At 51.4% G+C, this 17034-nt stretch carries 13 protein-coding genes; 6 read left to right on the forward strand and 7 right to left on the reverse strand.

Annotated elements, in window-relative coordinates:
* Positions 1-110: 110 nt before the first annotated feature.
* The gene (locus IPK01_06475) at positions 111-608 is read right to left on the reverse strand and encodes a histidine phosphatase family protein (GenBank protein ID MBK7933137.1); all 498 of its coding nucleotides are present in this window, start codon (positions 606-608) and stop codon (positions 111-113) included.
* A 158-nt stretch (positions 609-766) separates the two neighbouring features.
* On the opposite strand from IPK01_06475, the gene IPK01_06480 reads away from it, so the two are divergent.
* The 4 genes from IPK01_06480 to IPK01_06495 all read left to right on the forward strand — a co-directional run bounded on the left by IPK01_06480 (position 767) and on the right by IPK01_06495 (position 4894).
* Positions 767-1156 carry a hypothetical protein gene (locus tag IPK01_06480; GenBank protein ID MBK7933138.1) on the forward strand — a complete coding sequence of 130 codons (390 nt, stop codon included), beginning with the start codon at positions 767-769 and terminating at the stop codon, positions 1154-1156.
* A 122-nt stretch (positions 1157-1278) separates the two neighbouring features.
* Complete coding sequence (locus IPK01_06485) at positions 1279-3462, forward strand: TonB-dependent receptor (GenBank protein MBK7933139.1); 2184 nt, start codon at positions 1279-1281, stop codon at positions 3460-3462.
* A 61-nt stretch (positions 3463-3523) separates the two neighbouring features.
* Positions 3524-4216, forward strand: a complete 693-nt coding sequence (locus IPK01_06490; protein MBK7933140.1) for a hypothetical protein — start codon at positions 3524-3526, stop codon at positions 4214-4216.
* A gap of 12 nt (positions 4217-4228) precedes the next feature.
* Positions 4229-4894: a dienelactone hydrolase family protein gene (locus tag IPK01_06495; GenBank protein ID MBK7933141.1), complete on the forward strand. Its 666-nt coding sequence runs from the start codon at positions 4229-4231 to the stop codon at positions 4892-4894.
* Between the two features lie 3 nt (positions 4895-4897).
* On the opposite strand, the gene IPK01_06500 is transcribed toward IPK01_06495, so the two are convergent.
* From IPK01_06500 to IPK01_06520, 5 genes are all read right to left on the reverse strand, one after another.
* Entirely contained in the window at positions 4898-7288 is a 2391-nt protein-coding gene (locus tag IPK01_06500; protein ID MBK7933142.1) for a DUF4132 domain-containing protein, read from the reverse strand.
* A 213-nt stretch (positions 7289-7501) separates the two neighbouring features.
* Complete coding sequence (locus tag IPK01_06505) at positions 7502-7888, reverse strand: hypothetical protein (protein ID MBK7933143.1); 387 nt, start codon at positions 7886-7888, stop codon at positions 7502-7504.
* Between the two features lie 175 nt (positions 7889-8063).
* Positions 8064-8468 carry a hypothetical protein gene (locus IPK01_06510; GenBank protein MBK7933144.1) on the reverse strand — a complete coding sequence of 135 codons (405 nt, stop codon included), beginning with the start codon at positions 8466-8468 and terminating at the stop codon, positions 8064-8066.
* 358 nt (positions 8469-8826) lie between these two features.
* A complete protein-coding gene (locus tag IPK01_06515) occupies positions 8827-10038 on the reverse strand; it encodes a GGDEF domain-containing protein (GenBank protein ID MBK7933145.1) in 1212 nt (403 codons plus the stop codon).
* 116 nt (positions 10039-10154) lie between these two features.
* Positions 10155-11093 carry a carbohydrate kinase family protein gene (locus tag IPK01_06520; protein MBK7933146.1) on the reverse strand — a complete coding sequence of 313 codons (939 nt, stop codon included), beginning with the start codon at positions 11091-11093 and terminating at the stop codon, positions 10155-10157.
* A 150-nt stretch (positions 11094-11243) separates the two neighbouring features.
* Here IPK01_06520 and IPK01_06525 point away from each other — a divergent pair, with 150 nt between their 5' ends.
* Together IPK01_06525 and IPK01_06530 are read left to right on the forward strand one after the other, a co-directional pair.
* Positions 11244-11456 (forward strand): hypothetical protein, encoded by a 213-nt coding sequence (locus IPK01_06525; GenBank protein MBK7933147.1) that lies wholly within the window; start codon positions 11244-11246, stop codon positions 11454-11456.
* 218 nt (positions 11457-11674) lie between these two features.
* Complete coding sequence (locus IPK01_06530) at positions 11675-13687, forward strand: diguanylate cyclase (GenBank protein MBK7933148.1); 2013 nt, start codon at positions 11675-11677, stop codon at positions 13685-13687.
* 3 nt (positions 13688-13690) lie between these two features.
* Here IPK01_06530 and IPK01_06535 read toward each other — a convergent pair whose 3' ends face one another.
* Positions 13691-17026 (reverse strand): BamA/TamA family outer membrane protein, encoded by a 3336-nt coding sequence (locus IPK01_06535; GenBank protein MBK7933149.1) that lies wholly within the window; start codon positions 17024-17026, stop codon positions 13691-13693.
* Positions 17027-17034 lie beyond the last annotated feature (8 nt).

The following is a 17034-nucleotide window of genomic DNA, read 5'->3' on the forward strand; positions in this document are numbered from 1 at the left end:
CTAAATTCTATTCGATTAAACGACGATTTGCGACAAGTCTATGTAACGCGGGTGAATTGGGTATTAAATATATGTTACGAAGATGTTAAATATTTTCGACTATCAACCATTCATTTCGCGGGCATCTCATCTTTCGGTCGGATCACATGTCTGAGAGTGCCGCAGCCGCCGTCGGTATCTGCCCAGGTTTCGATGTCGAGATCTATCACCGCAAGGGCCGCGGTCGGCATCGGGGCGATCTCGCCGGTGAGGAAATAGATCAGCCCTTCGGCCCCGGGATTGTGTCCGACGAGCAGGACGCGATCAACTTCGTTGTCGAGGTCCGCGATGACGGCGGCGAGCGTGCCGACACTCGCCTCGTAAATACGTTCATTGAATGTGATCTCCGGCTCAAATCCGGCGGCTTCGCGGACAAGTTCGGCGGTTTGTTTCGCTCGAACTGCCGGAGAGCTGACGATCGCATCGGGCATCAGGTCCCGCTCCTTCATCAGCGAACCGATGAACGGCGCCGTACGTAGTCCGCGTGCGTTGAGCGGCCTTTCGCGATCGGTGAGCGAATGGTCGTCCCAACTCGATTTTGCATGGCGGAGTATGTAGAGCGTCTTCATCTTTGAGGGCGATTTTACGCCCGACCGCAGGAAACGGCAAACCTGCCCGGGCGTCCGGCCATCGAAAGGCATTGGCGTTATTTCAAAACCTTTTCCAAAAACGTGCCGTACTACTGCCTTGAGCGCGCCCGGAAAAATGCTTACACTAGATCATTAGTATGCGACTTCTGCCCTCGACATTGGTCAAGAAAGAGACACGACGAAGCCTTTTGGCGGCGTTGTTCCTCATTGTGTTTCTTGCCGAGGCCGGTTCGCACGCACTGATCTGTTCAAATCACTCATCGAGTAATGAGATATTCGCCGCCTCGTCCGACGGCAGGCAGGACGATCCTTGCGATACGCATGTCCATTGCCGCGAAAACCAGCGGAATGAGCGTCAGCTGCCCGGTTTTTCCCACGATTCGATGCAGCATAATGCACTGTTTGACGGCCCTGTAGATCTCATTACCGAAACCGTAATCCAACGCGATCCGCGTATACCTTACGGATCCGCAAGCGACCTTTTCCGGCCGCCAAGCCCGCCTTTTCATCCTCCGGAACTTTCATAACTGACAATGATCGGTCATCGGCACGACGCTGCTAATGCGTCGCGCGATATTTCCAACGCACTCAGTTGCGCACATTTTCAGGCACGGGCAAGTATTGCCCGAAGTTTCAGGAGGTTTCTATCATGAACAGGATTTTCGTCTTTATATTATTACTGCTTACGGCGAGCGTCGCCGGCTACACACAAACAACAGGCAAGATCAGCGGAACGGTCAATTACGGCGACGACCGGACGGTGCTGCACGACGTCGCGGTAGAGATCGTCGAGCTAAAAATAAAGACATCGACAAACAACAGCGGCTATTTTGAATTTGCCAACGTGCCGCCGGGCCGCTACACGGTCACGGCGCATCAGGAAGGTTTCGGCGACGCTTCGCTGAAAGTGACAGTCGCGGCCGGTACGGCGGTCACGGCGGATTTTCGGCTCCAGCTCGCCGGATTGAAAGAAAACGTAACAATAACGGCGACCGGCACCGAACAATCAACATTCGAGGCGATCGCAACGGTCAACACTCTTGACTCAACGCAGATATTGAGCCGAGCGGCGGTTGGGCTCGGCGATGTGCTCAACAACGAGTCGGGCGTGTCGAAACGCTCCTCGGGACCCGGCAATTCGCGTCCCGTCATCCGCGGTTTTGACGGCGACCGTGTAATGGTCTCGACGGACGGAGTTTCGGTCGGTTCGCTTGCTTCGCAGTCGGGCGATCATTCTGAGCCGGTCGATACGCTTTCGGTCGAACGTATCGAGGTCGTCAAAGGCCCCGCCACACTTCTCTACGGCAGCAACGCGATCGGCGGCGTCGTCAATGCGATCAGCGGCCACGACGAAGGCTCACATCCGGGCCTGCGAGGATATTTTTCGACGATCGGCGGCACGAACAGCAGTCAGGCGGCGGTCAGTGCGGGCGTCGAATACGGCATCAAGAATTGGATGTTCTGGGGCAACGGCGGCGGCCAGCGAACGGGCGATTACCGTGCCGGCGGCGATTTCGGCACGGTGCGAAATACGTTCACACGAAATGCCACAGCCAATGTCGGCGGCGGTTATTACGCCAAGCACTGGTACGCAAACACCAACTACAGCTATTACCAAAACCGTTTCGGCATACCGATGGATTTTCGCGAGGCAGACCCCGAGGAACGTTCGATACCGACACACCGCCGGAATATCAAATTCAATGTCGGATTTACCGAACTCGACTCTTTCATCACCGCGGCAAAGGTGACGGTCGATATCAGCCGTTACAAACATCAGGAGATCGAAGGGGACATTGTCGGTACGACGTTTCGAAACAACGTGAATTCGTATCGAGCAGTATTTGATCAAAAGAAATTTGGCAAGCTTACGGGTCGTTTCGGTTTTGACGGCTACGGCCGCGATTATTCCACCGTCGGTCTCGAAACGCTGATCGACGGGCCCGTTAGCCAGTCGGCGTTTTCGGTTTTCACGCTTCAGGAGCTGAAATGGGAGCGCGTAAGCCTTCAATTCGGCGGGCGCATCGAGAATAACCGTTACCGACCTTCAAATCCGAACCTCGAGCAGCGTGATTTCACCGGATTCTCTGGTGCGGTCGGGGCGAGGTTCGATCTGTGGAAAGGCGGGGCGTTCGTCGCAAACTATTCGCACTCGTACAGGGCACCGGCGATCGAGGAACTTTACAATAACGGCGCCCATGACGGCACTCTGACGTTCGAGATCGGTAACCCGACGCTCAGGCCCGAGACCAACGACGGCATCGACATCGCCCTCAGGCAGCAGAGCAAGCGGATCAAGGCCGACGCGAATTTTTACTATTACGACCTAAAGGACTATGTCTTTCTGGCACCGACGGGTCTTGTCGATCCTGACAGCGGTTTCCCGATCGCCAGATATCTGCAGGGACATACGCGATTTGTCGGTGCTGAGTTTAATCTTGATTATACCGCGGCGAGTTTTCTCAATGTTCTCGCCGGATTTGATTATGTGAATGCAAAGCTGATCGACGGGTCGCCGCTGCCGCGGATCGCTCCCATGCGTGCCCGTATCGGCCTCGACGTTCATTATAAGAATTTCAGTGTCCGGCCCGAATTTGCGGCTGTTGGCGATCAAACGCGTGTCTTTGTCAACGAATCGCCGACTGCGGGATACGGCGTGTTCAATATTGGCGGGTCGTATGTGCTGCCGACCAAACACGCGGCCCATATCTTTTCTGTGAACGCCAACAATCTGACCGACCGGCTCTATTACAATCACATTTCGTTCATCAAGGATATTTCGCCCGAGATCGGACGCAATGTGCGGTTTAGTTACACGGTGAGATTTTTCTAGATAATGAGCTCGGTCTTGATGTAAGATGTCACCATCAACGCCATGGGATGATGGAGGCACGATGAGAGCAATTGATCTCTTGCTGATCACGATGTTCGCGGCCGTTCCGGTTTGTATCGCTCAAAACGGAACGGTCTCGGTCATCGGCAGCGGTTGGAACACCATCCGTGAGGGAGCGAAAAAAGGCGAATCGCAGAGTTCGCTGCAGGTGCCTGAGATGACCGCCCAGAATAAGAATTTTCAACGCAATGTGCGCGAAAATCAGATGCTGCAGCGTGGCATGACCGATCCTAACGAACACACTATCGACGGAAGGAGCGCCCAGCTCGAAAAGATCACACAAGAGTCTCGAACGCCCAATTACGACGCCAAGGTCGGCTATTCGTATTTTGCGAACGTCAAAAACGACAATGAAAAGACGGTCGTGGCCATCTTTTGGGAGTACCGCTTTACCGAGATCGCAACACCGGCCAACGTCACTAGCCGCCATTTTCTTTGCGGTGTTAAAATAAAGCCCGGCGATAAACGCGAGCTTGCCGCCGCGAGCATTCTCGGCCCGAGCAACACGATCTCGGTCAAGAGCCTCGAGAATGCGGTCGACAAACTCTTTGACGAAAAGGTGATCATCAACCGTATCGAGTTCGCTGACGATTCAGTGCTGAACCGACGTGATTGGAAATACGACGATTTCAAAGATGCAATAAAACGTGCCACCTCGACGCCATGGGGCAAAGAGGTTTGCCGCATCCTCTAAACGGAAGAAAACATGACAAACGAAACACTTCATTTTGATACCGCGAACGGACCGTCAACCGCCTTTGTGGCGTTGCCGGCGGGCGAAACGAACAAGGCCGTACTTGTGATACAGGAATGGTGGGGCCTCAATGACCACATCAAGGATATTGCCGGGCGCTATGCCGACGAAGGCTTTATCGCCATCGCCCCCGACCTCTATCGCGGCCGTCTTGCAACTGATCCTGAAGAAGCCGGCAAGTTCATGCACGAACTCGCCATCGAAGACGGCCTCGACACGATCAGCTCCGCGATCGCCGCCGCCGCCATGGTGCACGGCATATCGCATTTCGGCATCACCGGCTACTGCATGGGCGGTACTTACGCGCTACGTGCGGCGTGCGAGGTCGAAGGGATAAGTGCCGCCGCCGCATTCTATGGCGATACGCCGCCCGAAGACGTTCTGCAAAAACTTAACGTCCCGACGCTCTTCATCTCGGGCACCCGCGACGCCTGGATCAACCCCGAAAAGGTCGCCGCCCTCGAGGACGCCGCCGAACGATTCGAACTGCCGATCCACTCGGTCAAATACGACGCCGACCACGCCTTCTTCAACAACACCCGCCCCGAAGTCTACGACGCCACCGCCGCCAAAGACGCCTGGGCACTGGTAGTCGGATTTTTTAAGGACAAGTTGTAAATATCACGTAGTTCTTATTTGTCGCAGTATAGTTGCGTCATCGATCTTCTTGTCATCTGCCAGAAGGAAAGCTTTGCTTAAGATCACAGCGACCCTTTGGTCGCCTTCAAAAGGTAGAAAAACCTTGTTTGTGTCAGCGGTTCCTTGCTTTGCCACTATACATAGGTATTGGTCGTTCGGCTTCATTAAGATGTTCCCGCTGCCAAGGTGGATCTTGTAAGTCCGAACGTCACCTTCAACGACCAAAAACTTGTCGTCAAAGGTACATCTCTGAGCGATCTTCAATCGTGGAATGATCGTTTCGAGAATTTGCTTCCGCGTTTTTGCCGAGACGGACAGGTCGCCAAACGAATAATCGTACCAATAGTCACGTCGAGCGCCGTCCGGTCCGGTATCCAGCCAATTCGCGTCGTTTCCCACGCTGGCGACACCGACAAAAAGGTCTACGTCGCGCATTATTTCCGAAAATACCAATGGTGGGATACTTTCGAGTTCAAGCGGTTCGGTAGCATTTCCGGCACCCCGAACGTTTGTTCCGTAGCCGCCGCCACCGGCATGGGCGGCATTTTCGCGCGCATCTATTGAATAGAATCGGACCTGATCGGTCGTCAAATACAAAAATGTGCCCGAGTCGTTGGTGTCCGTACCATAGTCGTCACCAATTCCCTCGATCCAAAATTCTGCCCGCAAATTCCACTTGAAAAGTGATCGGCTTGCCGGAGGATATTCGTCATCGACCAACAAACGCAATCGGTTTTTCCATTGACGCGCCGCACACAGAGCGTTGAACTGATGCTGTTTTAGAATATGAGCGGCATACCGGTTCGAATAGACGCGCGTATTCCGCTCGGCGTCTGTCAGAAGATAGATCTCTCGGTGGGCCTGCTTGAAAGGCTGCCGAACTACGTTTTGCTCCAGGAATTCACGCCATCGCAAAACGTCTTGAGTTGCTTCGTCCAGCGGGTGCCAGAGTTCAACCGTAATTCCTGACTTTGACAGATCAAGTTCGTTGCCGGTTGACGAGACTATCATGCCATCGAGCCAAATGCCGGAAGAAAATATACCTTTCGAGTCGGTAAACTTCCATATCAAACGCTGGGTGATCGTCCCGACCAACGGGTGGTCAAGGTATCGCTCGCGCCAAATATCGAAATTCCATCTTTTTTGTTCAAGATATAAGCAATCGATCCGATTCCGCTGTGCAGGCAACATCTGACGAATGTCTTTCAGAGTCTGATTAAGTTCCTTAATGTCTTCGCCAAAATCCTTCTTGACACTGGCGGGCGTAGATTTTAGCTGCTTTCCGTCCGCATTGAACCAGCGAACAATGACGTCATCCGTTCCCTTTATAGCGATCTCCGCCGAGTATTCACCAATATTCTCGGTTAGATAGCCAACTTTCTGGAGCCCGTAATCGGGCACGGACATTTCTTCGATCTCTTCCTTTGGTACGCCAGCCCGGTTTGCCGCTTTCTCTAGTGCCGTTTCGATCTGCTTCTGGGCAGTTCCAAATTTGATACGAACTTTCAATACTGCCAAATGGCCGACGGCATCGTTCATCTCGCCGAGTGCCCAGACACACGCATTCCCGACCCGAACGCAACGCGGCCCGACTTGCGGAACCTTGCGATAGGCCGAAATGGCGAGAGCCGTGAGTGAGCGAAGCACATCGGCGTCGGCATGTTTCGTGCTGACCCAAATCAGCCCCTTCAAAATATCGGCGTTATTATCGTTTATCAACAGATTTGGGTCAGGCGCCCACTCAGACCATGTCCAAATTCTGCTTGTCCGAGGTTTATCAACCAGTGGAAACCAACTCAATACAGCGGTCTTAAAATTGTCCCAGCCGACATTCTCAAGCGCCGCATCTGCTGCTTTCCGCCACTTTGCCGTAGGTGCCGAACCTTTAGCCGCAACGCAAACATTGAGCAGCTTGATCCAGGCAACTCGTTCGTGTTCATCAAGCCCACTTAGTTGATCTGTAGCCGCATCCGACCATGCTTCCCCCGAGACTATCGGATTTCGGCTGCCTTGACCGGCCAGTTCCTTCAGCCGAATTAGCTGTTGACGAGTGCTGGCGTCTTGGTATTGGGACGATGAGATCATCTCAATGTATCTTATAAGCGATTTGATTAGTAGAGGGCTGAGTTCACTATTCTTTCGAAAATCTTCGACCTGTTTAATTATTTGAGGTATTGCACGCCAGTAATTTGAATCGTAGATCATCGACCAGTTGAGAAACTGGAGCAGTTCTTTCTCGGAAACCGGTAACTTTTTGCGCAGGAGCTCAGTCAGAGCGTTTCGTGCTCTTGAAATTTTATAGTCCCATTGAATGTAGTTTTGACTGCGACGCTTAGCTTGTAGCGCTATTTCCTGCCGAGTTAGCCAATCCATCAGGTATAACGCGATCTCCTTTTGCTCTTGAGGCTGCGATGACAGTATCACTCGTCCGATCTCGTAAGCTTTAAGGGTTAAGGCGTTCCTTTGCCAATCATCCGGGTCTTCAGCCAAAGAGGACAAAAGTAGCGGTGTTGTTGAAGAGCGTGTCTTTCCCGCTTGGTTCCCTAAGACATCATTAACTATTTCGAAGATCTTTCGAATCATGACCTAACCGCCAACGAGTGGAACCAGCTTAAGAAACGTAATTTCCATATCAGGCTCGATCTCGATCCGTTCATCGAGAGTTTCGATTTGGAGACCGTCGACAAGCATGATGAAGCCGTTCCGCTCAAATGCCTCAACCGCTTTCTTATACTGCTCCTGAGGGTCGATCGTCTTCCTTTCCCGCATTCTGAAGCCGTTGAGGAGCTTTTCCGCTCCGGTTGGTTGAACAAACCCGCTAAATATTTCGGGTTTCTCCTCGTTGTAATTCCGGACTTCCGAAAACACTCGTTCACGAATTATCTCGCGTGTAGTCACGAAATCTGTCGGAAAATTCAATGTTATGAAATTGGTTTCCGCTTTCGAGAAATCAAAGGACAATGCGTCTCTTATCCTTAACGTATTGATTATGGTCTTTCCCCGTCCTTTACGCTTACAAATTGTGGTCGATTACCGCAGAAGTTACGGTCAATCAAATGTACCAAACTCTCGTTGATTTTTTAAGCCCTTTTTGAGAAATTCTTTCTTTTCGCATCGGCGAGCGTTAGCGGAGAATACCAGGCCGATCTTAGGAACGCCGTTTCCGTCCCAACGGGCTTTGTTTTCTGATCACCGGTATCGTTTTTAACAGGTTGATGACGAGGGTGTCGCCTTCGATCTTGTTGTCGAGGAAGCGGACAGTGCCGTCGTATTTGATCTCGTGCTTTTTGCAGAACGGTTTGGCGCGGATATATGCGCCGCCGCAGTCGCTTCTTGGTTTGATCTTGAACGCATTCGGCATTAGCGGTTCGGTCTTTTCGATCCCGATCGAGTCCGTTTCCTTTTCGTAGAGCAAATATGCCGCTGCGGGCCGCCCCATAGATTCGAACGTGTGCCGGTTCATCACCAGATCGCCCAAATAATTTATCGATACGTAAATTTCGTTCTTCTCATGCGGCACGGGCTCTTCGAATCTTTCCCAGTTTCTCGCCATCTCTATATTTACCTCCAAATACGGACAACAAATATAACATATATGGGTGGTTGTTGCAAGTGTGCGACACATCGGAAGTGAATTATTGTGCCGATGCGGAGCGATCGGCCGTCACTTTCGGACAACGGCGACAGGTTCGACTGAAACTACAACGCCGGTGAAGATTACTATTTTCCTAATTTCCGGCCTTAGAGTTGTCGTTGCAAGCCGTTCTACGGTTGTTGCTAGGGGGCTTTTGGTGCTTCGCAAGCGATGTTCTGATTATCGCAGAGGACTTTTCGATCGTTGCAAAGGGGTGATTCTATTGTCACAAGGAGGCCTTGTTACTGACACAGCGGCTAATTTGAGTGTCGCAAACCTAACGAGGTAAAAGGTCGTGGCGGATGGATCTCGATGGCGTTAGCAGTTTGTCGGCGAACACAGCTTTACGCTTTTGCTTTTGCAGATACATTTTGGCGTCGGCCTTTTCGATCGTAGATTCGAGGTTGGCAAGGTCGTTAAAATCTTCGAACGCGTGCGAAACGCGGATCGCGAGCGGCCGGGTGAGGCCATCGATCCGGACATTTGAGAGCGTTTCCTCGAGACGCGACATCCTATCGAGAGCCGTGTCGGAATCGAGGCCGACCATTATCACAAAAAATTCATCGCCGCCCCAGCGGAAGATCAGGTCCTCCGCCCGGATGATATCGCGGATCGAACGCACCACAGCACGGATCGCCATGTCGCCTGCGGCGTGGCCATACAGGTCGTTAATGTCCTTTAGATCATCAATGTCAAAAAAGCCGACACAGCCCGTCGCGGCCCTTCCGCTGTCGCCGCCGCGGTTGAGATAGCCGTGGAACGCGTGACGGTTGAGTGCCGTCGTGAGCGGGTCGATATGTGCAAGTTCTTCGAGCCTTTCGTGGGCCTTTCGCAACTTTTCGTTGGCGATCTTGGCGTCGGTCAGGACCTGTTCGAGCAGCACGATGACCATGCCAAATCCGAGCAGGATCTGTAGAACAAGATCAATGACCGAATTGAAAGCAAGGAATGAGGTCTCGATATCCGCATACCGGCCCATCATGAATATCACAAAGTAGCCGCCGTAATTGACAGTCAAGAGAGCCAGGGCGATAAGCATCACCTTTCCGCCAAAGCTCCTTATCTTCGTCTTCCACAATTCAATAAAGGCGATCGAGAAAAAGCCCGCTAGAATAAGCGATTGGGAATTTAGGACAAGATTTAGATCATCAGCCAGGAACGGCAGGCCGAACGCAACCAATATGAACGGCAGGATCCACAGCTCCGCCCGCACCTTCATTTCATTGTTTCCCACAAGACTTCGAATACCGGCAATAAGCAGGAAACCAAAGAAGTACTCCGTTAAGAAATAGAAGCTGAAGAGCTGAAGCGAGTAGGTTTCATAACTGAACGCCAGCCGTAGGCAGAATAGTGAAAACGATAAAAACAACCAGGCGATCGTCCAGTGTTTTAATGCAACGACATTCAACGACCGACGCAGAAATAGCGTCAGCAGAGTTATAAGGGAAACTCCGGCGAGCTGAATGATTAAACCTATCTTCGAGTCCATAGATCGGATACTGAAAATATGAGGACCGCTTAGTATTTACGGATGTTTGGGCGAATAGCGAGAGATCAAGGGTGGGAACCCTCTAAACAAGGATAGTACATGCAAGACCGGTATGTCTATACTTTTTTTAAGAACATATCCAGCTCGCCGGCGTCAGGCAGTGACGTTCGGGCACCGACCGCCCGGCATTTGAGCGCCGCAACAGCATTTGCGGCACGAGCACTTTCTTCGACAGACTGGCCGGTCAACAGGCCGTAGAGCAAACCGACACGAAACGAATCACCGGCTCCCGTCGTGTCCTTGCAGCCGCCCGGAACCTCAAATCCTTTCGATTCGATAAATTCGCCTTCGCAATACAGCAGTGAGCCTGCCTCGCCGAGCGTAACGCCCGTGACAGCACAGCCGTATTTTCGATGTATCTCGATGAGAGCTTCGCGCCTGTCGGCAATACTGGTGAGCTTTTCAGGGAAATCGGAGGACGCGATAAGGATGTCGATATAAGGCAAAAGGAGCTCGATGCCGTCAAAAACATTGTCGATATCCGTCGAAACGATCGCCCCGGCCGACCTTGCCGCCTTTGCCATCTCGAGGCATGCATCAGTGTCGTGCGGAGTGAAATGCAGCACTTTGCACCGTGTCGCGATCTCGACCGGAGCATCACTCGCACTGTATGCGAGGTTTGATTCGCGCTCCCAGATGACGGTGCGTTCGCCGTTTCGTTCGTCAATGATGATAAACGCGATCTGTGTGCGAGTGTCGGTGATCGATTCGGAAAAAGTGATATCGACGCCTTCGTCCACAAGAGAACGCCGCCCGATCTCTCCCGGGTCGTCGTCGCCAAATCGACCGACGTAAGCGGTCTTGAGTCCGAGTCGGGTCAAACCGGCCATTGTCGTCGCGATCTCGCCCCCGGCTGCACGCGTATAGCCAGAAAGCTCGACCTTCGAATTGAACGCCGGATAATGCGGGACCCTGATCAAAAAGTCCACTGCATTGGTGCCGAAACCGACGCAATCGAACTCTTTTGACGGATCAATCTGAAATGGAAATTGCATAAATGCCGAATGTCGGCGGCCAATATAAATTTGTAATTCAAATCTTGCCAAATTGTCGCGTTACACGATAGATTGGTTATACGTATCCATTTTCACTTGCATGATTAGTGATACGCAAACAAAATCTTATGATTTTTGGAGAATTGTAGAATGCCGACGACCATCTGCCCCGAATGTACCGAAGACGTATTTGTTGATGCCGAGTCCGAACAGGGCGACACCGTCTCGTGCGACGAATGCGGAGCGACATTAGTTGTTGTCGGCCTTGACCCCATCGAACTGGATCTTAGGCCTGACGAGGAGGCCGAAGGACGTGACCCAAGTGACGATTTCGACGCTTACGGGTTTGACGACAGCTACTGATACTATCCGGCGCTTTTGCGCCACAATACGTCACATTGACCGAATTCGTTCACTGCGCACTTGCAAAATGACCGAGCCCCTCCGAGGTTGACCTCTCACAACTATTTAGTTTGCAATAAAACCAACACCCAATTGACCTTTTTTGATTGGCACGCAACTTGTATGTCAATTACGGCGACAGTTGCGCCGCGTGTGTTTTCCCTCCGGTTTCATTTGCGATGAAGTTATTACGATTATCAAATTACGAAAGCTCGACAAAGATGATCGCGAGCGCCTTCGCAGTGCTTGCGATCGCTGTGATTGGATTTTTGTATTTCGGAGCTGCCATCGCCTGGGTGTTTGTTCCAATGTTCGTTGTCGGTTTCGCTGCGTATCGAATTCACCTTCGCCGACTTGAGATCAAGACGGCACAAATAATGGAAGCGAGCCGCATGCATCTTGCAACGGTCGAGGCCCTTGCGACCGCAATCGATGCCCGCGACCAGATAGGAGCCGGACATGTCAGACGAACACAGATCTACGCCGTTAGCTTGGGCGAATTGTTCAAGCTTTGTGATGATGAATTAAACGCGCTTCGAACCGGTGCATTACTTCACGACATTGGCAAGCTCGCTATCCCGGATCATATCCTGAGCAAGACCGCCACACTAACGCCGGCCGAACTTGAAAAGACAAAGATCCATTCGACCATTGGAGCAGCGATCCTTGAGGGAATTGATTTCAATTATCCGGTAGTCGCAACTATCAAATACCACCACGAGTTTTGGGATGGGAGCGGCTATCCTGAACAGCTGGCCGGCGAGGATATACCGTTCACGGCAAGGATCCTTACGATCGCTGACGCCTACGACACACTCCGGATCGATCGCCCATACCGGGCCGCATTCTCGCGCGATGAAGCTCGAAGGCACTTGCTGACTAATGCGGGCAAACAATTCGACCCGAATATTGTTCACGTGTTCCTCAAGCATTTGACGAACTTTGAATTAAAGATCGAACAGCTCGGATTGTCGTATTCGAACAGCCGTGAATTACTACACAGCTCGGAAACTGGAATTTCAAAAGGCTTTGTCCAGCAGATCAAACTCGCGAATAAAGAAGTTTTTACTCTGTACGAACTTGCAAGGGAGTTTGGTTCATCCATGCAGATAGAGGAAACTCTAGCTTTGTTCACAAAGAAGATCCGAGAATTTGTGCCATTTGATACATGTGCGATCTATCTCGTAGATGAGTCGTCCCGTTACGCCGATGTGATCCACGCCGAAGGCGAAAATTCCGAACTTCTGCTCGCCAAGCGTATTGGCATAAATGAAGGAGCGACCGGATTCGTCCTCAAAACGAAGGAGACGATCATCAATGTGAACCCCGATCTTGATTTTGCGTTGTCCCAGATCGAACTGGCACAGGAGTATTCAACGATGGCGTCGCTTCCGCTAATTGCCAATGGCGAGTTGATCGGAGCGGTGTCGATCTATTCACATCAACTGACGCACTACGCAGATGAACATATCCGTCTTCTCGAAACGGTGTCGCGTATCGCGGCCGACGCGATCGCCAAATCAAAACAGCACGACGAGGCACAGATTCATGCCCTGACCGATCCGATGACAGGATTGCCCAATGCCCGCAGTCTGCAAATGCAATTCGAACGCGAAGTGGCCCGAGCCGGCCGCGGTGGAAATGGATTTCAGGTACTTATGCTTGACCTTGACGGATTTAAGGCTGTCAATGATACGTTTGGCCATAAAGCCGGCGATAGGATGCTCAACAGTATCGGACAGGTGATCCTTGAACAGCTTCGCGAATATGATTTTCTGGCGCGCTATGGCGGCGATGAATTTGTCGCCCTGATCTCAGATGCAGGTCCGGACGATGTGATCGATCTTTGCAGCCGAATTGAGAGAGCTGTTGGTGAGTTTGAACTGCCCGCCGGTGATGGAAAAGTCGCGAAGGTTGGGGTCAGCCTCGGTGCTGCCGGATATGACGGTAATGGGAGTACTTTTGACCAAATGATCGTTGCCGCGGACAAAGCCATGTATGAACGGAAGACTCGCCGCAAATTGTTAAATGCCGCCGTCCGTCAACCCCATTCCGCTCCGCTGTCCGAATTTGTTTCGAAGGAAATGCTTGCCGGCATACCAAACATGGTATTGCCGGAAAGAGTTTCGAGTGAAGGCTTGATCGTGGAGCTCGACGAATCCCACGTTGTTCATTCGGCGGCAATAAATTGACCGCTAGAATGCTTGCGAAAAACGAAAATGGATCTGGTCCTTACGCAATTGGTAAATAGTGTTCGGCCCGACCGTTTGAGGGATCACGAACCGCGGCGGATTGAGAAGGTATCCGTAATCAACGCCGAACTCGCCTCCCACCGGTGTTTTCAGTCTTAGACCTAAGCCGACTGTATGGGTCCACAGAGCCCTAAGATTCTGCCTAAGCACATCGTTCGGCGGCACGTCGGGCGGATTGAAAATATCACTAACTCGGCGAAAAACATTGCCGCCGTCATAGAACGGCACGGCACGAATAGATTTTGTAAGCGGAATTCGAGCTTCGAGATTGACGACTGCGAGAGCATTTCCTCCAAATGGGATCGTGAACGGGTCGAGGTAGACCTGATCGCCAGCACTATTTCGAAAAGTTCCCTGAGGAACCACCGCCACACGAGGGCCGGCCTCTTCAAAATCAAATCCACGAATAGTATTTGAACCGCCGCCAAAGAATCGCTCACTGATGGGCAAGATCCCGTTTAGGCCTGTGAGATTTGGATCAGTAAAGCGGTTGGCTGACGAAAACACATGGGCCAGGCCAAGAATCGCCCTACCTGCAAATGTCGTGTTTTTCAATTGTCTGAAAGTGTAATAGATATTATAGCTGAGCTGGAGCTTATTAAAGCCGATATTGGCGCCTAGTTGCGGTAATGAAACGTTGTATTCCGAAGTTAGATAACTGCCGCGCGTCGGATCGCTGGCGTTGTAACGGCACGGATCGCCGGGTTCGCCCTTCGCAATGAGTTCAAGAAGCGAAAACTGGGCCGAACATTTTTCGCGAGTGTCGCGGACATAAGTGAATCCAAACCCGGAGATTCGAACACGGGCATCGGGCCGGATCAGGTCCTTGATCAAAAGGCTTTCAATATTGACTAGCCGTACATCTTCAAATCGATAGCGAGCAAAGATGATGCTGCGGTTTTTGCGACTTAGTGTCCGGCTCGTTTCAACCGAAAGTGTAAGGCGGTTGATCGTCGGGCTACCTGCATCGTTACCGAATTGATCGATCGGATTGCCGCTATCATCGATCCGCTGCACAATGCCAAATGTTCCCTTATCAAATGCCGATCTGAAAAACCGCGTTACCGTTGAATCACGCTGATATTGAGCCGAGAAAGTGAGTGGTGCAAATTTCTTCTCTCCGTCGGGAATGAATCGCGGATTGATAAAATCAAATTGTATGAGCTGTTGACGCTGGCTAACTCGAAGGCGGGCACCGCCCTGCCAGAGATTGCCGAGAAGGTTTACATGGCGAATATCAAAGAATCCATTTAGCCCCAGATCAGTTGAAAAGCCTCCGCCATACGTGATCAATCGCGGAGGCTGTTCATTCACGTTAATAACAATGTCAGTTAGGCGGTCGCCTACGGAATTATCCCCCACGGGCACCGGCTTTACTTCGACACGATCAAAGACATCAGTCGCATAGAGATTTTGTTCTGTCGAATATACGTCGACCGAGCGAAGGAATTCACCGATCCGGAGCGGCGAAGCTTTCAAGACCGCTGATTCTTTGGTGTCTTCGTTGCCGGTGATCAGTATACGGTTGATCACAAGCCGTTTGTCTTCGTTCTCGACCTTGAATTCCAGCTTGACGATCTGTTTATCCGCCTTTGGGTCGACCGGCGGCTCGGTTATGGAATACGAGACGCGAGCGTTGTAGTAGCCTTTTATTGAATAGAATTCAGCCAGCTTTCGAACCGAATTGCGGAACCTTGCCCTCGAGTAACTTGTACCTTTGAGATCAGGCAGCTGAGCAAACAGTTCGTCACTAGTGATTGCTGAATTCCCGACGATGCTTACCTCGCCGATCTCGGTCCTTGGGCCTTCTTCGACTTCGAAGGTAATGATCAGGTCCTCGCCGTTAGGGGCAACACCTTGGTTGACCCGAACCTCAGCATTGCGATATCCGAGCTCGGCCATCAACGAACCGATCGTAGAAGCATCGGCCTCAAGCGTATTGAGACTCGTATAGCCGCGTCCGTAGCCGAAAAGGGGAATGATGCCAAGCATATTGGCTTCCTGCGTTTCAAGGACTGGGCGGACATCTTCTATCGATAGAGATTCGGTGCCGCGCAAACGCATGCTAACGAGACGAAGTTTGCGGTTTAAAGAGACCTTGTATTTTACGTCAACTGTTCGATTCAGTAATTCGGCACTTCCGAGAGCGGAACACAAGAATTCACTATCGTTTGGGATCGGAACTGTCTGACCGTCGGTTATCGACGGATCGACCGAACAAACGGACGTAACATCGACGAAGAAATAGCCCTGTTCCTGGTAATATGTCTCTAGGCGTCGTTCGCCCTCGACGATGGCTGCATAATCGAGCGAACCTTCGCGTTTGATCGGCAGTAACTTGGTCAACGTCGAATCGCCGATCTTTTCCTTTTCAGTATCGAGCGTGACACGAACGACAGGGCCAACTTTACCGATAAGTTCGATCTCGATCGTATTTTTTTCGTTGTCGTATAGGACACGTGGTTCGTTAAGTTCGGGGGCGACAAAGTCCCTCTCTCTCAGATATTTGCGTATCGTCGCGATATCTTTTGTTAATTTTTCGCGAGAAAAATAAGCATCGGGGGTTAACTCCAACTGCTTCGGGGTAATCGGTTCGGTCATACCAACGATATTGACATTAAATCGCGCGACCTTTGCCTGATCATTCGGTGCGACGTTGAAAACCACACCGATCTCATTGTCAGCGGTAAGAGGTTGCTGGGTGAACGTTACGTCCGATTTATAAAAGCCCCGTTCACGAAGGTAATCGAGGATGAGGTCGGAATTGCTTCGAAGTGTTTGATCCGTGATCGTCGTTCCCGAGGTGAGAAGATTGAGCTTAAATAATAGATCTTGTTCTGTTATCTTATCGCCGGTTTGGCTGCCGACCACGATCGAGACCTTTTCGACGCGGGGCTTTCGCTTGATCTCGTACCGAAGATCAACGCCGCCTTTGCTGTTTTGCGAGGCTGAAACGGTCACCGTCGCCAGCTTTTTTGTGTTGTAAAGTGCGACGATCGAATCGTGGATCTTTTGGGTCGAATATGTGGAGTCGACCAAACTTCGAACGATCTTTTGATACTCCTCCGACGAAGGAGGGTTTAGCTCGTCGGTTCCGTAACTGACGTCGATCTTATCAACTCTTTTATCCTCGAATTTGCTTTGTGCGGATGTCGTGAGTGCCAAGGTGCAAACAAATGAACAAACCAGCAGAAAGATCCAAACAACTGAAGACTGGCCGATGAGCTTCTGCGGAGCTTCGGTTGGAACAAAGATGTATTTAACTGCGGATCGATCCATCAGTGGCA

The sequence above is a fragment of the Acidobacteriota bacterium genome (assembly GCA_016713675.1).
GTDB lineage: Bacteria > Acidobacteriota > Blastocatellia > Pyrinomonadales > Pyrinomonadaceae > OLB17.

What these genes read in the sequence shown, in the direction of transcription:
- IPK01_06475 (MBK7933137.1), bottom strand. Translation starts at nt 608, where the DNA reads ATGAAGACGCTCTACATACTCCGCCATGCAAAATCGAGTTGGGACGAC.
- IPK01_06480 (MBK7933138.1), top strand. Translation starts at nt 767, where the DNA reads ATGCGACTTCTGCCCTCGACATTGGTCAAGAAAGAGACACGACGAAGC.
- IPK01_06485 (MBK7933139.1), top strand. Translation starts at nt 1,279, where the DNA reads ATGAACAGGATTTTCGTCTTTATATTATTACTGCTTACGGCGAGCGTC.
- IPK01_06490 (MBK7933140.1), top strand. Translation starts at nt 3,524, where the DNA reads ATGAGAGCAATTGATCTCTTGCTGATCACGATGTTCGCGGCCGTTCCG.
- IPK01_06495 (MBK7933141.1), top strand. Translation starts at nt 4,229, where the DNA reads ATGACAAACGAAACACTTCATTTTGATACCGCGAACGGACCGTCAACC.
- IPK01_06500 (MBK7933142.1), bottom strand. Translation starts at nt 7,288, where the DNA reads ATGGATTGGCTAACTCGGCAGGAAATAGCGCTACAAGCTAAGCGTCGC.
- IPK01_06510 (MBK7933144.1), bottom strand. Translation starts at nt 8,468, where the DNA reads ATGGCGAGAAACTGGGAAAGATTCGAAGAGCCCGTGCCGCATGAGAAG.
- IPK01_06515 (MBK7933145.1), bottom strand. Translation starts at nt 10,038, where the DNA reads ATGGACTCGAAGATAGGTTTAATCATTCAGCTCGCCGGAGTTTCCCTT.
- IPK01_06520 (MBK7933146.1), bottom strand. Translation starts at nt 11,093, where the DNA reads ATGCAATTTCCATTTCAGATTGATCCGTCAAAAGAGTTCGATTGCGTC.
- IPK01_06525 (MBK7933147.1), top strand. Translation starts at nt 11,244, where the DNA reads ATGCCGACGACCATCTGCCCCGAATGTACCGAAGACGTATTTGTTGAT.
- IPK01_06530 (MBK7933148.1), top strand. Translation starts at nt 11,675, where the DNA reads ATGAAGTTATTACGATTATCAAATTACGAAAGCTCGACAAAGATGATC.
- IPK01_06535 (MBK7933149.1), bottom strand. Translation starts at nt 17,026, where the DNA reads ATGGATCGATCCGCAGTTAAATACATCTTTGTTCCAACCGAAGCTCCG.